At 70.1% G+C, this 15368-nt stretch carries 14 protein-coding genes and 1 riboswitch; of the genes, 3 read left to right on the top strand and 11 right to left on the bottom strand.

Translation table 11 applies throughout. From position 1 onward, the window contains the following. Positions 1-92 precede the first annotated feature (92 nt). A complete protein-coding gene (locus ABMY26_RS22270; RefSeq protein ID WP_045582124.1) occupies positions 93-257 on the bottom strand; it encodes a DUF1328 domain-containing protein in 165 nt (54 codons plus the stop codon). A 364-nt stretch (positions 258-621) separates the two neighbouring features. Here ABMY26_RS22270 and ABMY26_RS22265 point away from each other — a divergent pair, with 364 nt between their 5' ends. Beyond that, positions 622-1038 carry a hypothetical protein gene (locus ABMY26_RS22265; protein WP_372396821.1) on the top strand — a complete coding sequence of 139 codons (417 nt, stop codon included), beginning with the start codon at positions 622-624 and terminating at the stop codon, positions 1036-1038. A gap of 11 nt (positions 1039-1049) precedes the next feature. Here ABMY26_RS22265 and ABMY26_RS22260 read toward each other — a convergent pair whose 3' ends face one another. Both ABMY26_RS22260 and ABMY26_RS22255 read right to left on the bottom strand, forming a co-directional pair. Continuing rightward, positions 1050-3161 carry a YjbH domain-containing protein gene (locus tag ABMY26_RS22260; protein ID WP_372396820.1) on the bottom strand — a complete coding sequence of 704 codons (2112 nt, stop codon included), beginning with the start codon at positions 3159-3161 and terminating at the stop codon, positions 1050-1052. 120 nt (positions 3162-3281) lie between these two features. After that, positions 3282-3701 carry an OsmC family protein gene (locus ABMY26_RS22255; protein ID WP_372396819.1) on the bottom strand — a complete coding sequence of 140 codons (420 nt, stop codon included), beginning with the start codon at positions 3699-3701 and terminating at the stop codon, positions 3282-3284. 189 nt (positions 3702-3890) lie between these two features. Between ABMY26_RS22255 and ABMY26_RS22250 the strand changes: the two genes are divergently transcribed. Beyond that, positions 3891-4838, top strand: a complete 948-nt coding sequence (locus ABMY26_RS22250; protein WP_372396818.1) for a cation diffusion facilitator family transporter — start codon at positions 3891-3893, stop codon at positions 4836-4838. 23 nt (positions 4839-4861) lie between these two features. Here the strand turns inward: ABMY26_RS22250 and ABMY26_RS22245 are convergent, their stop codons facing one another. The 3 genes from ABMY26_RS22245 to murJ form a co-directional block, all read right to left on the bottom strand. Continuing rightward, the gene (locus tag ABMY26_RS22245; protein WP_372396817.1) at positions 4862-5377 is read right to left on the bottom strand and encodes a phasin family protein; all 516 of its coding nucleotides are present in this window, start codon (positions 5375-5377) and stop codon (positions 4862-4864) included. 126 nt (positions 5378-5503) lie between these two features. Further along, positions 5504-6712 carry an O-succinylhomoserine sulfhydrylase gene (gene metZ / locus ABMY26_RS22240; protein ID WP_372396816.1) on the bottom strand — a complete coding sequence of 403 codons (1209 nt, stop codon included), beginning with the start codon at positions 6710-6712 and terminating at the stop codon, positions 5504-5506. 80 nt (positions 6713-6792) lie between these two features. Then, a riboswitch (SAM riboswitch) is annotated at positions 6793-6872 on the bottom strand. Positions 6873-6917: 45 nt separating this feature from the next. Further along, positions 6918-8495: a murein biosynthesis integral membrane protein MurJ gene (murJ, locus tag ABMY26_RS22235; RefSeq protein WP_372399051.1), complete on the bottom strand. Its 1578-nt coding sequence runs from the start codon at positions 8493-8495 to the stop codon at positions 6918-6920. A 253-nt stretch (positions 8496-8748) separates the two neighbouring features. Here murJ and ABMY26_RS22230 point away from each other — a divergent pair, with 253 nt between their 5' ends. Further along, the gene (locus ABMY26_RS22230) at positions 8749-11223 is read left to right on the top strand and encodes an ATP-binding protein (protein ID WP_372396815.1); all 2475 of its coding nucleotides are present in this window, start codon (positions 8749-8751) and stop codon (positions 11221-11223) included. Between the two features lie 21 nt (positions 11224-11244). Here the strand turns inward: ABMY26_RS22230 and ABMY26_RS22225 are convergent, their stop codons facing one another. The 5 genes from ABMY26_RS22225 to ABMY26_RS22205 all read right to left on the bottom strand — a co-directional run bounded on the left by ABMY26_RS22225 (position 11245) and on the right by ABMY26_RS22205 (position 15260). Then, complete coding sequence (locus ABMY26_RS22225) at positions 11245-12132, bottom strand: VOC family protein (protein ID WP_372396814.1); 888 nt, start codon at positions 12130-12132, stop codon at positions 11245-11247. Between the two features lie 124 nt (positions 12133-12256). Continuing rightward, positions 12257-13198 (bottom strand): electron transfer flavoprotein subunit alpha/FixB family protein, encoded by a 942-nt coding sequence (locus tag ABMY26_RS22220; protein ID WP_372396813.1) that lies wholly within the window; start codon positions 13196-13198, stop codon positions 12257-12259. Between the two features lie 201 nt (positions 13199-13399). Further along, complete coding sequence (locus ABMY26_RS22215; protein WP_372396812.1) at positions 13400-14149, bottom strand: electron transfer flavoprotein subunit beta/FixA family protein; 750 nt, start codon at positions 14147-14149, stop codon at positions 13400-13402. 41 nt (positions 14150-14190) lie between these two features. Beyond that, positions 14191-14718, bottom strand: a complete 528-nt coding sequence (locus ABMY26_RS22210; protein ID WP_372396811.1) for a thioesterase family protein — start codon at positions 14716-14718, stop codon at positions 14191-14193. A 137-nt stretch (positions 14719-14855) separates the two neighbouring features. Further along, positions 14856-15260 (bottom strand): MerR family DNA-binding transcriptional regulator, encoded by a 405-nt coding sequence (locus tag ABMY26_RS22205; RefSeq protein ID WP_372396810.1) that lies wholly within the window; start codon positions 15258-15260, stop codon positions 14856-14858. Positions 15261-15368: the final 108 nt, after the last annotated feature.

Raw genomic sequence — 15368 nt, 5'->3', positions numbered from 1 at the left:
GGAAGAGAAACGCAACGTCAGGAGATGCTGCAATCAACCGGGCAGTCCGCCGATGGTTCCTGCCCGGTCCTGCCGCGGCCTCGCGGCCCGGGCTACCGTCGCCGGACCAGACCCATGATCAGGCTGATGGCGAACAGCACCAGGAACAGGAAGAACAGGATCTGCGCGATGCCGGAACTGGCCGACGCGATTCCGCCGAACCCAAGCGCGCCGGCAATCAGCGCAACGACGAAGAAAACCAGAGCCCAATAGAGCATCGTACCCTCCCTCGCTCGGCCCCTCGCTCGACCGAAGATCCGAACAGGATTCCGGGCGTCGCGCATGAGACCAGTTGTGGCAGTGACCGCCGTCCTGTCGTCTCCACCCTCCTGCCCCGGCAAGTCGGGCCAAGGTGGCGGCAAGCACAGCCGGTGCGGCGGCATTCGAAGATCAGAACAGCGACGTGGGCGCGATGTTCCCGAATCCGGATTCGACCATGTCCGCCCGGTGTTCGTTCGGCATGTCTGCAACAACCGGCCGGTTGGCGCGTTGTCCATCTCTCGAGGGGCCGATGACATCGCGATGTCACTGCGCCAGCGATGGTCCCGGCGGTGGACTCGCGGCTGCAAGGAGGATGAGGACATGAAGAGCATGCTTTGCCTGGCGGCGCTCGCCGCATCGCTGGCCGGTCTGGCCGCGCCCGCCGCGATGGCCGAGGGAAGCCGGACCTATGGCGGCAGCAACTCCGGCAGCACCGGCGGTGCGCCGATGGCAGCGACGGGGGCGGCGACGGGTTCGTCGGAGACGCGGCACCGGCAGGATGCCGGCATCGCCGCGCGCCGCGGTCCAGGGCAGAAGCCGGTGGAATTGCAGCAGACCACGCTGCTGAACCAGCTCAGCGCCGCGGGCTATGTGACGGTCCGCGACTTCCGCAAGGACGGCGACCGCTATGTCGCCAGCGCGATGGATGGTCAGGGCCGCTGGACGACCGTGATCCTCGATCCGCGGGACTCCACCACAACGCCCGGCATGGCGCCCGGCCCGATCTCCGGCCGCTGACCGTCACTCCCTCAGTCGCTGCCCCACAGACGCGACCATGTGCCGGCGAGGCGGCCGACGCCTCCCGGTACCCTCAGGTCGTAGAGGGGCAGGGGCTGCGCCAGACGCTGCCCGGCATCCCGCCCCAGGGTACGGACCGCGGTTTCCACCGTGCCGCCGGCCGGCAGCCATCCCGACGCGGCGATCGGGACCACCAGCGACAGGCCCCAGTCCATGCGCCCGCCGAACCGGCTCTGGCCGCCGTCCGGTCCCTCGGTCCAGGTGGCGTGGGCGTTCAGTCCGATCCCGCTGTCGAAGCGCCGCATCACCTCGACCGTCCCGCCCCAGTCGCCGCCGAGATAGCGCCCCAGCCGCAGGGCAGTCGTCGTGCCGGCCCCCGGCGCCTCCCAATAGAGGCTGGCATGGCCGGTGTTGAGGCCGGTGCCGCGCCCGTCGCCGTCGCCGATGCCGAAGACATCCTCCGGCCGCCGCTTCCACACCCGGTTGAGGTCGAGGCCCAGCGCCCAGCGCGCTGCCAGCGGCTGATACAGCGCCTCCGCCCCGACGCCGCCATACATCTCCTCCTGAAGGCCGGCGGACAGCCGGGTGGTCAGCCCGTCGGCCGGCGCGGAGAGCCAGGCGGCATAGGCATGGTCGAGCGACAGCGGACGCCCGGCATAGCGCGGCAGGTCGCTGCGCACCGGCTGCGCCGCCGGCAGGGCGTTGGTGTCGAGGAGACCCGTATCGTCGGCGGTGCCGGCGCGCAGCCCGGCACCCAGCACCAGCCCGCGCAGCGGCTCGGCCCGCAGCATCACGTCGGCATAGCTGCGCTGGGCCAGCGCCGTTCCCAGTTCCGCCAGATCGACGGCGGCGACCAGACGGGTCGAGACGTCGAGCCGCGGGCGCCAGTCCGGCGGCGGGCCGGCCGACGGGTCCAGCGTCGCAGTCCGCCAAATCTCCTCCGCGCTGCCGCGCCGGCCGGCGGCGCGCTCCAGGTCGCGGCGCAGCAGGGTGACGGCGGCGGCGTCCAGCCCGGCGGCGCCGGTGACGATGCGCAGCCGCTCCACCTGCGGCGGAGCGAGGTCGGCCAGCAGCCGCGCCGCATCGCCCACCTCGCGCGCCAGCGGCAGCGGGCCGGTCCCGGCCGGGTCGAGCCACAGAGTCGCCATGTCGCCGTCGATGCGGACGGTGCGGACGGGCAGGCCGCGGGTGCGCGCCACCAGCGCGATGGCGGCGGCCGGCAATGCCGTTCCGTCCGATGGCCGCGGCCCGATCGCCGGCGATGGGCGTTGCGGCCGGCCGGCACCCGTGGACCCATCGGATGCCGCCGGGTCGAAGCGCACCGACAGCCGCAGCATGAGGCGCTGGCCCTGCTCATAGGCCGCTCCGACATCGGCCCAGGACACCGGCCGCCAGGACAGGCCGAGGCTGTAGCGGCTGCCGGGATCGAACCCCGGCTCGTCCTGCCGCTGGGCGCGGAAGCGGTCGCCGGAGGATTCCAGCTTCAGGCTCAGCCCCTCCAGCGGTCCCAAGGCTGGAACGTGCCATTCCGCCCCGCCGAACAGCGCCACCCGCTCGCCCCCGAACCAGACCCCCGGCCCGCGCCGGGTCGGCCAGGCCGACGGATCGCGGTCGCGGCGGAACCGGCCGCCGAGGAAGCGCAGCGGGTTGCGCAGGTGCCTGGCTTCCCCCAACGTTCCCCATCCCATCCCGATGGTCAGGTCCACATCCCACCAGCGCCGCGACAGGGCGATGTATTCCCCGGCGAAGCGGCCCTTGCCCGGCAGATCCAGCCCCGACCCGGTGACGTCACGCCCGCCGACCACCAGCGCCGGGCCATCCTCGCCCTCCCGGCGCAGGCGGACCTTCAGGTCGAGCCCCGGCTCGGTCAGACCGTAATAGCCGGGATAGGCGCTGTTGCGCGCGGTGATCTCCAGCCAGGGCAGCGGCTGGGCCGAGACCGTGAGATGGCGGTGCAGGTCGCCGAGCGCGGTCAGCCCGCCGCCCATCGACCCGTCGGGCGCCATCCGTGCCGTCGGCATCTGCAACAGCCCGACGCCGCCCCAGTCGGAAAGGCTGAACCGCGTGTCATCGGCGAGGGCCGGAGCGGCGGCAAGAAGGACGAGGGCTGCGATCTTGTGCACGCGGCAATCGCGAAGAATCGGAAGTTAAGACCGATCCTTCGCGATCATTGCATGCGAATGCAACCAAAAAAGGAATCCGTTGCGAGGGCCGGCGCTGGTCCCGTCCTCAGGAAGCGCCGGTCACGGCGCCTCGACGACCTCGAAATCATGGGTGATGGCCGCGGTCTGGCCGAGCATGATCGAGGCGGAGCAGTATTTCTCGGCCGACAGGGCGATGGCGCGCTCCACCTTGGCCGGGTCCAGCTTGCGGCCGGTGACGGTGAAATGGACGTGGATCTTGGTGAAGACCTTCGGGTCGGTTTCCGCCCGTTCGGCCTCGATGGCGGCGACGCAGTCGGTGATCTGCTGGCGGCCCTTTTCCAGGATCATCACCACGTCGAAGCAGGTGCAGCCGCCCATGCCGATCAGCAGCATCTCCATCGGGCGGACGCCCGCGTTGCGGCCTCCGGCCTCCGGCGCGCCGTCCATCACCACGGCATGGCCGCTGCCGGATTCGCCGACGAACATCTTGCCGTCCACCCAGGTGACGCGCGCCTTCATGACCATTTCCTTCGTTCACGGTTGATGCGAATGACCGCGCGAAGCTAGGCGCCGCGGCGGATCGGCGCAAGAGGGGCGCAAGGGCGGTGGGGACGTGGCAAACCATGTCACGGGGCTTGCCCGGCGGCGGCGGCGCTTCCAGACTTGGGGCGTTGCACTGCGAGATCTCGGAAGACGAGGCTGCCTACCATGCCGCACGGCGATCATCATCATGGCCATCAACACGGACCGCATCAGGGGCACCGTCACGGGCCGGCCAACCCGTCCGGCACCTACGACCGCTCCTTCGCGCTGGGGGCGCTGCTGAACATCGGGTTCGTGGTGGTGGAGGCGGTCTATGGGGTGCTCGCCAACTCCACGGCACTGCTGGCCGACGCGGGGCACAATCTCAGCGACGTGATGGGACTGCTGCTGGCCTGGGGGGCGGTGTGGCTGGGGCGCCGGCTGCCGAAGGGGCGCTACACCTACGGATTCGGCTATGCCTCGATCCTGGCGTCGCTTCTGAACGCGACGATCCTGTTGATCGCGGTCGGCGCCATCCTGATGGAGGCGGCGAACCGGCTTGCCGCACCGGAACCGGTGGCGGAATCGACGGTGATGGCGGTCGCGGTCGTCGGCATCGTCATCAACACATGGACCGCCTGGCTGTTCATGGGCGGGCAGAGGCACGACATCAACCTGCGCGGCGCCTATCTGCACATGGCGGCCGATGCGGCGGTGTCGCTGGGCGTGGTTGTGGCGGCGCTGGCGATCGGCGTCACCGGCTGGCTGTGGCTGGATCCGGCGACCAGCATCGCCATCGCGCTGGTGATCGTCGCCGGCACCTGGGGCCTGCTGCGCGATTCGGTGCGTCTGGCGATGCACGCGGTGCCGGAGGGCATCGACCCGGCGGGGGTGGAACGCTATCTGGCCGGGCTGCCGGGCGTCGCCGCGGTGCATGACCTGCACATCTGGCCGATCAGCACGACCGAAACCGCGTTGACCGCCCATCTCGTCCGCCCGGGCATGAACCAGGACGACGCGCTGCTGCTGGAGATAGCGTCGGCACTGAAGGACCGCTTCGGCATCGGCCACGCCACCATTCAGGTGGAGCATGACGGCAGTTGCTGCCGCCTTGCCCCGGCGGACGTGGTCTGACCTGCCAAAGCGGATAGAAGGCGTCAGGCCTGTTCGCGGGCGAGGCGGCGGGCGTTGGCGCGGACCTTGCGGTAGGCGGGGTTCAGGCTGGCGGCGGTCAGGGCGGCCGTCGCCTCGATCAGGCGCAGGTTGGCATGGATGCCGGCGTCCATCGCATCTGCCAGCAGCCGCTGCTGCACGTCGACGATCTCCACCGGGTTCTTGCAGGCGGCGAGGCCGCCGATGGTGACGGCCGCCGCCTGGGCCTGCTTGGTCACCATGGTGAACCAGGCCTGCCCGAACTCGCCGATCCCGGTGGCGACCGCGTGGAAGGCCTCCACCGCCGCCTCGACCTTCTCGGAGCCCATGCGGATGAATTCCGGATTGGCGAAGTCGATCGGGTTGGACATGGCCGCCGCCATCATCGCGGTGCGATAGCCGATGGTCTGTGCGGCGGCGACGCCCATCTCGCTGCTGCGCATGCCGGTCTTGGTGAACTGGCCCGCCACCGCAAGAAGCCGGTCGGTGGGGTGGCCGTTGCCGGCGTTGGAAGATGCCATGGGCGTAGCCTCGCTCTCGTCTCGTTGCCGGAACCTGGAAGACCGCGCCGGTGCCGTGGAGGACGGCGCCGACGCTGTGGTGTCAGCCTCAACGCTGCACTGCAGCATAAGGTTCCGGTACGATCTTTACGCCTCGGCAAGCGCGCGGTCGAGATCTTCGATGATGTCCTGGGGATCCTCCAGACCAACGGACAGGCGGAGCAGGCCGGGCTCGATCCGGGCGGCGGCCTTTTCCTCGTCCGTCAGCTTGGAATGGGTGGTGGTGGCTGGGTGGGTGATCAGGCTCTTCGAATCGCCCAGATTGTTGGAGATCATCACCATCCGCAGGCCGTTCAGCGCGTTGAACGCCTCGGTCTTGCCGCCCTTCAGGAAGACCGACAGCATGTTGCCGCCACCGGTCATCTGCTTGCGCACCAGATCGTACTGCGGGTGGCTGGGCAGCAGCGGGTAGAGCACCTGGGCCACCTTGGGGTGGCTCTCCAGGAACTCGGCGACCTGGAGCGCCGCGGCCGACTGGGCGTGGACGCGCAGCTCCAGCGTCTCCATGCCTTTCAGCAGCAGCCATGCGTTGAAGGGGGAGATGGTCGGGCCGGTGTGGCGCAGGAAGGGATGGATGACGTCCACGCCGTACTTCCTGTCCTTGGCGAGGATGACACCGCCCAGACAGCGGCCCTGGCCGTCGATGTGCTTGGTCGCCGAATAGATGACGACGTCGGCGCCGAACTCGAATGGGCGCTGGAGGACCGGGGTGGCGAAGGCGTTGTCGGCGATGACCACGGCGCCCGCCTTGTGGGCGAGCGCGCAGACCGCCTCCAGATCGACCACTTCCAGGCCGGGGTTGGACGGAGTTTCCAGGAAGACCGCCTTGGTCGGCTTGGACAGCGCCTCTTCCCACTCCGCAAGGTTGGTGCCGTCGACGAACACCGACTCGATGCCGAAGCGGCTGCACAGCTCCTTGACGATCCAGTAGCAGGAGATGAAGAGGGAGCGAGGCGCCACCACCCGGTCGCCGGTGCGAAGGCCGCTCATCAGCGCGCCATGCACCGCTGCCATGCCGCTGGAGGTGGCATAGGCCCATTCGGCGCCCTCATATTCCGCCAGCCGGTCCTCGAACATCGCCGAGGTTGGGTTGCGGAAGCGCGAATAGACGTGGCGCGAGCCATCGTTGGCGAAGGCGTTCTCCGCCTCCTCCGCCGAGCCGTAGACGAAGCCGGAGGTCTGGTACAGCGCCTCGCAGGTCTCGTCGAATTGCGAGCGGCGGATGCCGCCATGGACCAGCTTGGACCGCGGGCGCAGCCCCGCGACGTTCGGATTGCGATGATCGGTGCGCGACATTCCGCAACTCTCCCCTGATGAACGCCGGTGGGGCGAGGCCGGCCGCAAACAAAAAACGCCCCGACCGTTCGGGTCGAGGCGCGGACGCGGCTCGGACCTTTTTAGCGGGTTGTTTTACGTGGCCCGCAAGCCGGTCGACCAAATCACCACGTAGAACCGCTTGTACGACCGGCTATGACCGTCGTCAAGGGGGGGAAGCCATGCATCACGGGACGCTCTCTCCCCCGGCGGGAGAGGGGGTGCGGCTCAGCATCGCCTTCAGATCGTCCGGGCTGGCTCCGCCCAGAACCACCGCCAGCGCGCCGAAGGCGGCGGTGCCGCCGGCCACCAGCAGCGCCAGCGCGGCGAAGCGCACCGCGGTCGCGGGCGCGGCGAGCCAGGGGGCCAGCAGCGCGTCGCCCAGCAGCAGCGCCGCCCCCATGCCCACCGCCGCGACGGCGATGCGCGGGGCGCGGCGCTTCAGCCGGCCGTCCAGGTCGAACATCCCGCGCTTGCGCATCGCAGCCACCAGCAAAGCCACGTCCAGCCAGGCGGTCAGCCCGGTGGACAGCGCGATGCCGACATGGCCCAGCCAGGGCATCAGCGCCAGCGCCAGCACGGCGGTCGCCACCGTGACGATGATGGCGACCCGCACCGGCGTCACCGTGTCGTGACGGGCGAAGAAGGCGGCGTTCAACGACTTCGCGATCACATAGGCGGGAATGCCGACCGCATAGGCGGCCAGCGCCATCGCCGTGGCGTGCGCCTCTTGCGGTCCGAAGGCGCCGCGCTCGAACAGCACGGCGACGATGGGCCGCCCGGCGATCCCCAGCGCGACGGCGGCGGGCAGGCCGAGCAGCAGGCTGAACTCCAGGGCGCGGCTCAGATAGTGGCGGACCATCCGCTCGTCGCCGGCCGCGGCATGGCGGGCCAGCACCGGCAGCAGCGCGGTGCCGATGGCGATGCCGATGACGCCCAGCGGCATCTGGTTCAGCCGGTCGGCGTAATAGAGGAAGGACACCGCCCCCGACGGCAGCAGCGATGCCAGCACGATGTTCAGGAACAGGTTGATCTGCATGACGCCGGCCCCCAGCGCGCCCGGCCCGACGAGCCGGAACAGCCGTCGCACGCCGCCGGTCATCCGCGGTGTGCGCAGGCGCAGGACCACGCCTGCGCCGCGGCAGGCCCAGGCCATCCACCCGACCTGCACCGCACCCGACAGCGTGACCGCGGCGGCCATGGCGATGCCGGGCTCGAACCCCAGACGCGGGGCGGTCAGCAACGCCGCGACCAGCGTCAGGTTGAAGGCGATCGGGGCGGCGGCGAAGGGACCGAAGCGGTCCAGCGCGTTCAGCACGCCGCCCAGCAGCGCCACCAGGGAGATCAGCGCCAGATAGGGAAAGGTCAGCCGGGCCATGTCCACCGCCAGGGCGAACTTCGCCGGCTCGTCGACGAAGCCGGGGGCGAGGCCGTGCATGAGCCAGGGCATGGCGGCGACCGCGGCCAGGGTGAAGGGCAGCAGCACGGCCATCAGCATGGCCAGCGCCTCTTCCGCGAAGCGGATGGCGGCGGCCCTGCCGCGGGTCTGGAGTTCGGCGGCGAAGAGCGGGACGAAGGCGACGCCGAACGCGCCCTCCGCGAACAGGCGGCGGAACAGGTTCGGCAGCTTCAGCGCGACGAAGAAGGCATCCGCGACCGGACCGGCACCCAGCACCGACGCGGTCAGGATGTCGCGGGCGAATCCGGCCAGCCGGCTCAGCAGGGTCAGGCCGCCGACGGTGGCGATGGCGCGGGCAAAGCTCATCACCGCGGTATAGCCGGCGCCGGGGTCGGCGGAAAGGCGGCTTTTCGGCTTGCCCGCGACAGGCGATGCCACCGGCTTGCGTCATTTGCGCAGGTTGTGCTCAAGGGTGGAGCAACATTGTTGCGTTGCCACTTTGCCGGTAACGTTGTTGCGTCGCCACGCCCGTTGCGGCATTCTTGCGTCGCCTGTCGCCTCCATCCACTCCTTGCCGGCGGATGCGGCAGGCGGACGATCCACAGCGTTCGGGGAACACGTGAAGCGGGCGCTTTGGCTTTTTTCCGGGTTCGGCGGCCGCCTCGTCCTGCCGGCATTGGCGGTGGCGCTCGCCATCGCCGCGCTCTGGTGGATTCTGCTCGATCGCCTGGACCGGGAAGAGCGGCTGCTCGACCTGAGCGCCCATGAGAAGACCGCCGTGCTCGCACGCCTGGTTGAGGAGCATGCGATCTCGACCTTCCGCAGGGTCGACGACCTGCTGCTCGACCTGATCGCCAACACCGAACGCAACCGCGCGATGCGCCTGGATTCCCGCCGTGCTTTCGAAGAGGGGCTGGTGGTCGGCGTGCGCGTCTATGATTCCGGCGGGCTGCTGACCATGGGGGCGGGGCGCGCCACCTTCCAGGGCACCGTCACCGACCGGGACGAGTTCCGCATCGCCCGCGACGCCGCGCCGCGCGGGCTGGTGATCGGCGTGCCCTATGTCTCGTCGGAAACCCAGGATCTGCTGATCCCGGTGTCGCGGCGGCTGGAGGGCGACGATGGCTCCTTCACCGGAATCGCCGTCGCGGATATCCCGGCCGAAGCCTTCCAGCGCTATTACCGGGTGCTGGGGATGCCGCCCGACGGCGTTGCGACCTTGCTGCGGCCGGACGGAACGATCATCGCCCGCAATGTCGGAACACTTGCGGTCTCCGGGCGCGGCTTTGCCAATGCCGAGGTGTGGCAGGCGCTGAAGCAAAGCCCGATCGGCCACATGCGCATGCGCAGCCCGGTGGACGGGGTGGAGCGCATCCTGGCCTACCGCTCGGCCCCGGACTATCCTGTGGTCGCCATCGTCGGCCTGTCGGTCGAGACGGTGTTCGGCCCCTGGCGCGACAATGCGCGGCTCTATATCGGCTGGGCGGTCGCCACCACGGTGGTGATCCTGCTGTTCGTCATCGCCTTCATCGTCGAACTGCAATGGCGCCGGCATGCCGACCGCGCCCTGCGCGTCCGCAACCGGGCGCTGGGATGGAGCAACGACGGCATCATGGTCGCCGACGCCACGCAGGCGGGCATGCCGATCGTCTATGTGAACCCGGCCCTGGAGCGCCTGCTCGGCACGCCATCCTCCGCCCTGATGGGCAGCGGCGCCTTGACCGCGCTGGAACGGGCGACCAGGGACCGGGCGGCCTTGCAGCCGTTGCGCGACGCCATCGTCGTCGGCCGCGACGCGCGGGTGGAACTGTCCCGGGCCGGCGACGGACCGGAGGGGGGGCGCTGCCTGGAATTGAGCGCCTCGCCGGTGCGCGACCACGACAATCGGCTGGTCAGCCTGATCGCCACGGTCCGCGACATCTCCGAGCACAAGCGTGCCCAGTCCGCCCTGACCGAGGCCCGGCGGGAGGCCGACCGCGCCAACATCGCCAAGTCGAAGTTCCTCGCTGCCGCCAGCCACGACCTGCGCCAACCGGTGCAGTCGCTGATGCTGCTGATGGAGGTGCTGTCCAGCCGGATCACCGACGGGATGACACGCAACGTCCTGGGCACCATGGACCGGGCGCTGGGGGCCTTGAAGATGCTGCTCGACGGGCTGCTCGACGTGTCCCGGCTGGAGGCCGGCGCCGTTGTGCCGGAGATGGAGGTCTTCGCCCTGACCGAGGTGATGGAGCGCGTCGCCGCCAACAGCCGGCCGGTCGCCATCCAGAAGGGGCTGCTGCTGCACATCGTGCCTTGCCATGCCCATGTGCGCAGCGACCCGATGCTGCTTGGCCGCATCCTGCAGAATCTGGTGGAGAACGCGCTGCGCTACACCGACAGGGGGCGCATCCTGATCGGCTGCCGCCGCCGCGGCGGTACCCTGCGGATCGAGGTGTGGGACACCGGCATCGGCATCCCCGCCGACCAGCAGGAGGATATCTTCCAGGAGTTCGTCCAGGTCGGCAACGCCAGCCGCAACCGCGACCAGGGGCTCGGGCTCGGGCTGGCGGTGGTGCGGCGGCTGTCGGTGATGCTCGGCCATCCGGTGACGGTTCGCTCCACCCCCGGTCATGGCTCGGTCTTTTCGGTGGAGGTGCCGCTGGCCCCGCCGCCGGCCGTGAAGGCCGCGGTGCCGGCCGCGGCCCCGCGCCCGGCCTTCGCCACCACGGTTCTGGTGATCGAGGATGACGGGATCGTCCGCGAGGGGCTGCGGGCCATGCTGGTCGAATGGGGTTACACGGTGCTGGCCGCAGAATCCTGCGCCGAGGCGCTCGACCTCGCCCACCGCGGGCCGGCGCCGGACCTGATCGTCGCCGACTACCGCCTACGCGAGAGTCGGACCGGGACGGAGGCGATCCGGGAGGTCCGGCTGGCGCTGGGCCGCATCCTGCCGGGCATCCTGGTGACCGGCGACACCGCCCCCGCCCGCGCGCTGGAGGCCGAAGCCGGCAACTTCCGGGTCATGCACAAGCCGGTCATCGCCGCCGACCTGCGCCGCGCCGTGGCCGAGGCGCTGGAGCCGGTGGCGCGTGACCGCCAGACGGTTGCGTGACGGCCACCGGCGGCATGGCGGTCAGGGGATCAGCGCATCGAGGTCGAAATCCTGGGCGAAGGCGATCATCGCGCCGCAGGCGCTGGACGAATTCACCCGCAGCACGCCGTTGCCGACCACGGTCGGGAACTTGCTCTTCTGCAGGGCCTGCTGCGTGCGGACCGGGTCGGCGACGCGCAGCACGAAGCCGGCGACGAAGGGCGGCGGGGTGGCGAAGGCCGGGTCGGCGGTCCAGGCCCAGTGCAGCCGGTCGGGGGTGGCGACCAGCACGGGAACCTGACCATTGCCCGGCTGTGCCGGTTCCACCACACGGGCGGCGCCGCGCTCGCTCACCGTGCCGCCCAGCAGGCGGGCGAAGGCCGCGGCCACCGCATCAGGGTCGGCGGCGGCGACCACCAGCGCTTCCAGCCCGGCGGCGCCGTTGGCGTGCTCCATTGCATCCGCCCGCCAGACCAGCTCCGGCGTGTGGTGCTGGCACAGGAAGACGCGGCCGGCCGGGGTGGCGGCAGGGTCGATCTGGGCGATGGTGAAGCTGGCGTCGCGCGTGCCTTCGGGAAGCGTGACCGGGCGGCCGAAATCGACCGGTTCGGTGGTTGGGAAGCCTGCTGCGGCCAGCGGGCCGGCGGCTGCGCGCGCATCGGGGGTCTTCAGGGCGATGGCGGCGATGCCCTCGCGCTGGCGCAGGAAGGCGCTGTAATGGGCGTTGACCAGCCTCTGTTCCTCGATGCCCAGCAGTTCCAGATAGGTGCCGGTCGGGAAGAGGACGGTGTGGTTGGCGGATTTCAGCTGGGTGTGGTGACCGCGCGGCGTGACCGTGAAGCCGAGCCGGCCGTAGGCATCGCGCGCCGCGTCCAGGTCGCGGGTCGCAATGACCAGATGGTTCAGTCCGGTGATGCCGTCGATGCTCATGGCGTCCTGCCGCTGTCGGGTTGCTGTGCCGCCAGCGATAGAACAGCCGGCCGGCCGCGGCAAGGGCCAACAGGCCGGACCCGTGGGGCCCAAATCCATATGGGATCGGGTCCAGCCCCCTGGATCACAGTGCCTGCCGCAGTTCCGGCACGGCCTTGAACAGGTCGGCGACGAGGCCGTAATCGGCGACCTGGAAGATCGGCGCCTCCTCGTCCTTGTTGATGGCGACGATGACCTTGCTGTCCTTCATGCCGGCCAGATGCTGGATCGCGCCCGAGATGCCGACGGCGATGTAGAGGTCGGGTGCCACGATCTTGCCGGTCTGCCCGACCTGATAGTCGTTCGGCACGAAGCCGGCATCGACGGCGGCACGGCTCGCACCGACGGCAGCGCCCAGCTTGTCGGCCAGCGCCTCCAGCAGCGGGAAATTCTCGCCCGACTGCATGCCGCGCCCGCCCGACACGACGATGCGCGCGCTGGTCAGTTCCGGCCGCTCCGACTTCGACAGCTCGGCCGAGACGAAGCCCGACAGGCCGGGGTCGGCCACCGCGGCGACCGGCTCGACCGGGGCGCCGGCGCCGGTGGAGCCGGCGGCCTCGAAGGCGGTGGTGCGGACGGTGAGGATCTTCACCGGATCGGCGGATCGCACGGTGGCGATGGCGTTGCCGGCATAGATCGGCCGCTCGAAGCTGTCGGCCGACACAACCGCGGTGATGTCGGAGATCATCGCCACGTCGAGCAGCGCCGCGACCCGCGGCAGCACGTTCTTGCCGGTCGAGGTGGCGGCGGCGAGGATATGGCCGTAGCCGGGAGCGAGCGACACCAGCAGCGCCGCCAGCGGTTCGGCCAGGGCATGCCCGTAGGCGGCATCGTCGGCCAGCAGCACCTTGGCGACGCCGTCCAGCCTGAAGGCGGCGTCCGCGGCGGACGCGGCGTTGCTGCCGGCGACCAGGACATGGATGTCGGAACCGAGCCCCTTGGCGATCTCGGCGGCGGCGGTCACCGCATGGGCGGTGGCGGGCTTGAGGCTGGCGTTGTCGTGGTCGGCGAGGATCAGGATGGGCATGGGGCGGGTCCTTTGGTGGCGGAGCTTGGCGGATGGTGTGGAGGAGTGTCGGCTGCGGATGCCCCCTCCCTAACCCTCCCCCGTTTCACGGGAGAGGGGACTGCCGCCGCTGCGCGAACAATTCACGCCGGCAAGCGTCCTACCCCCTCTCCCGCGAAGCGGGGGAGGGATGGGGAGGGGGCAATGGGGCGACCTCTCCCCTCAGATCACCCGCGCTTCGGTCCTGAGCTTATCGACCAAGGCAGCGACGTCGGCGACCTTGATGCCGGCCTTGCGCTTGGGCGGCTCGACCACCTTCAAGGTCGTCAGCCGCGGCGTCACGTCGACGCCGAGCGCGTCGGGCGTGACCGTCTCCAGCGGCTTCTTCTTCGCCTTCATGATGTTGGGCAGCGAGGCGTAACGAGGCTCGTTCAGCCGCAAATCGGCTGTCACCACCGCCGGCAGCTTCAACTCGACCGTCTCCAGCCCGCCGTCGATCTCGCGCGTCACCGCGACCGTGCCCTCACCGGCGACGACCTTGGAGGCGAAGGTGCCCTGGCCCCAGCCGAGCAGGGCGGCCAGCATCTGGCCGGTCTGGTTGCAATCGTCGTCGATCGCCTGCTTGCCGAGGATGACCAGCCCCGGCGCCTCCTTGTCGACCAGCGCCTTCAGGACCTTGGCGACCGCCAGCGGCTCGGTCGCCCCGTCGGTCTGCACCAGGATGGCGCGGTCGGCCCCCATGGCGAGCGCGGTGCGCAAGGTTTCCTGGGCCTGGGCCGGTCCGACCGACACCACGACGATCTCGGTCGCCGTGCCGGCCTCCTTCAGCCGCACCGCCTCTTCGACGGCGATCTCGTCGAAGGGGTTCATGCTCATCTTCACGTTGGCGGTCTCGACGCCGCTGCCATCCGCCTTCACGCGGATCTTCACGTTGTAGTCGACGACCCGCTTGACGGGCACCAGCAGCTTCATGGCGGCGTTTCTCCTCTGGAATGGTGTTTTTTCCTGGCCGTTCAGGCGGTGGCCGGGCTTTGCCCGCGCAGGGCCGCGACCGTCTCGGGGATGGGCGGGGAGGCGGTGGCGGTGCCCAGCGCGGCCAGCACCTCGGCCGGGGCGACGACCCCCGTGCTGCCGACGAAGGCGCCCTGGACGACGGCCAGCGCCGCCAGCCCGCTCCGTGTTTCCATGCGGTGTTCGATGAAGATGTATTTCTCGTCCCAGCACAGCACCCGGCTGACCAGGGTGAAGCGCCGGAACGGCGGCAGCGGGCGGCGGTAGCGGATGGTGGCGCCGCCGAGCACCGGCTGCCAGCGGTTGCGCAGGATCGCCGGCCCCAGCCCGACGCGGATCATCAGGTCGGTCCGGCCCAGATCCATCACGCTGAAATAGCGCGCGTTGGTCATGTGCAGATTGATGTCGAGATCGGTCGGCCAGACCCGGAAGCGCAGGGTCGAGGGCGCCAGAAGCCCGGTGCGGCGGCCGCGCAGCGCAGCGAAGATGGCGGCGGCCAGCACCGCCAGCAGGCGGAAGATCAGGGTCATGCCCGTTCTCCCGATCCGCCGGCCGCGTCACCAGCCGCCCGGATGGCACCGGAAGCCGCGTGCGTCGGCCGATGTCCTGTTCCCCTCATGCTCCGATCCTCGATTGCGGCCGGCCGGAGCGCGAAGGGGCGGGCCGGTCAGCTGTCCTTGGTGGTGTCGGCGATAGCCGTCTTCAGCCCGGCCAGGGTGTTGGTGACCTGGTCCTCGATCTCGCGCAGTTCATGCACGGTGGCCTCCAGGTCTTCGCGCTGCTGGGCGAGGTCCTTCAGCCGCTTCTGCACCCGCTTCAACAGGTTCCGCTGCTGCTCGACTCCGCCATTCACGGTGTAGAGGTCGAGATACTCGCGGATTTCCGCCAGCGAGAAGCCCAGACGCTTGCCGCGCAGGATCAGCTTCAGCCGCGCACGGTCGCGCTTGGTGTAGACCCGGTTGTTGCCGACGCGGTTGGGCGCCAGCAGCCCCTTGACCTCGTAGAAGCGCAGGGCCCGCGGGGTGATGCCCAGCTCTTCCGCAAGCTGGTTGACCGTGTAGAGCTGTTCCATCCCTGGGAGAACCTTTTGTTCGCGTCCGGCACAATGCGCCTGCCGTTTGGTAGCACAGCTGCCGTCGCGTGATAAGGCTTCCCCATAGGTCCGGTCCGGCGGGAAGGC

The organism is Azospirillum sp. HJ39, from assembly GCF_041507355.1.
Taxonomy (GTDB): Bacteria; Pseudomonadota; Alphaproteobacteria; order Azospirillales; family Azospirillaceae; genus Azospirillum; species Azospirillum thiophilum.
This window is presented reverse-complemented; position numbering and strand designations above follow the sequence as displayed.

Excerpts from the sequence above, each read along its gene's own strand:
- ABMY26_RS22270 (WP_045582124.1), bottom strand. The coding sequence starts at position 257 with ATGCTCTATTGGGCTCTGGTTTTCTTCGTCGTTGCGCTGATTGCCGGC.
- ABMY26_RS22265 (WP_372396821.1), top strand. The coding sequence starts at position 622 with ATGAAGAGCATGCTTTGCCTGGCGGCGCTCGCCGCATCGCTGGCCGGT.
- ABMY26_RS22255 (WP_372396819.1), bottom strand. The coding sequence starts at position 3,701 with ATGAAGGCGCGCGTCACCTGGGTGGACGGCAAGATGTTCGTCGGCGAA.
- ABMY26_RS22250 (WP_372396818.1), top strand. The coding sequence starts at position 3,891 with ATGCCGCACGGCGATCATCATCATGGCCATCAACACGGACCGCATCAG.
- ABMY26_RS22245 (WP_372396817.1), bottom strand. The coding sequence starts at position 5,377 with ATGGCATCTTCCAACGCCGGCAACGGCCACCCCACCGACCGGCTTCTT.
- metZ (WP_372396816.1), bottom strand. The coding sequence starts at position 6,712 with ATGTCGCGCACCGATCATCGCAATCCGAACGTCGCGGGGCTGCGCCCG.
- murJ (WP_372399051.1), bottom strand. The coding sequence starts at position 8,495 with ATGAGCTTTGCCCGCGCCATCGCCACCGTCGGCGGCCTGACCCTGCTG.
- ABMY26_RS22225 (WP_372396814.1), bottom strand. The coding sequence starts at position 12,132 with ATGAGCATCGACGGCATCACCGGACTGAACCATCTGGTCATTGCGACC.
- ABMY26_RS22220 (WP_372396813.1), bottom strand. The coding sequence starts at position 13,198 with ATGCCCATCCTGATCCTCGCCGACCACGACAACGCCAGCCTCAAGCCC.
- ABMY26_RS22215 (WP_372396812.1), bottom strand. The coding sequence starts at position 14,149 with ATGAAGCTGCTGGTGCCCGTCAAGCGGGTCGTCGACTACAACGTGAAG.
- ABMY26_RS22210 (WP_372396811.1), bottom strand. The coding sequence starts at position 14,718 with ATGACCCTGATCTTCCGCCTGCTGGCGGTGCTGGCCGCCGCCATCTTC.
- ABMY26_RS22205 (WP_372396810.1), bottom strand. The coding sequence starts at position 15,260 with ATGGAACAGCTCTACACGGTCAACCAGCTTGCGGAAGAGCTGGGCATC.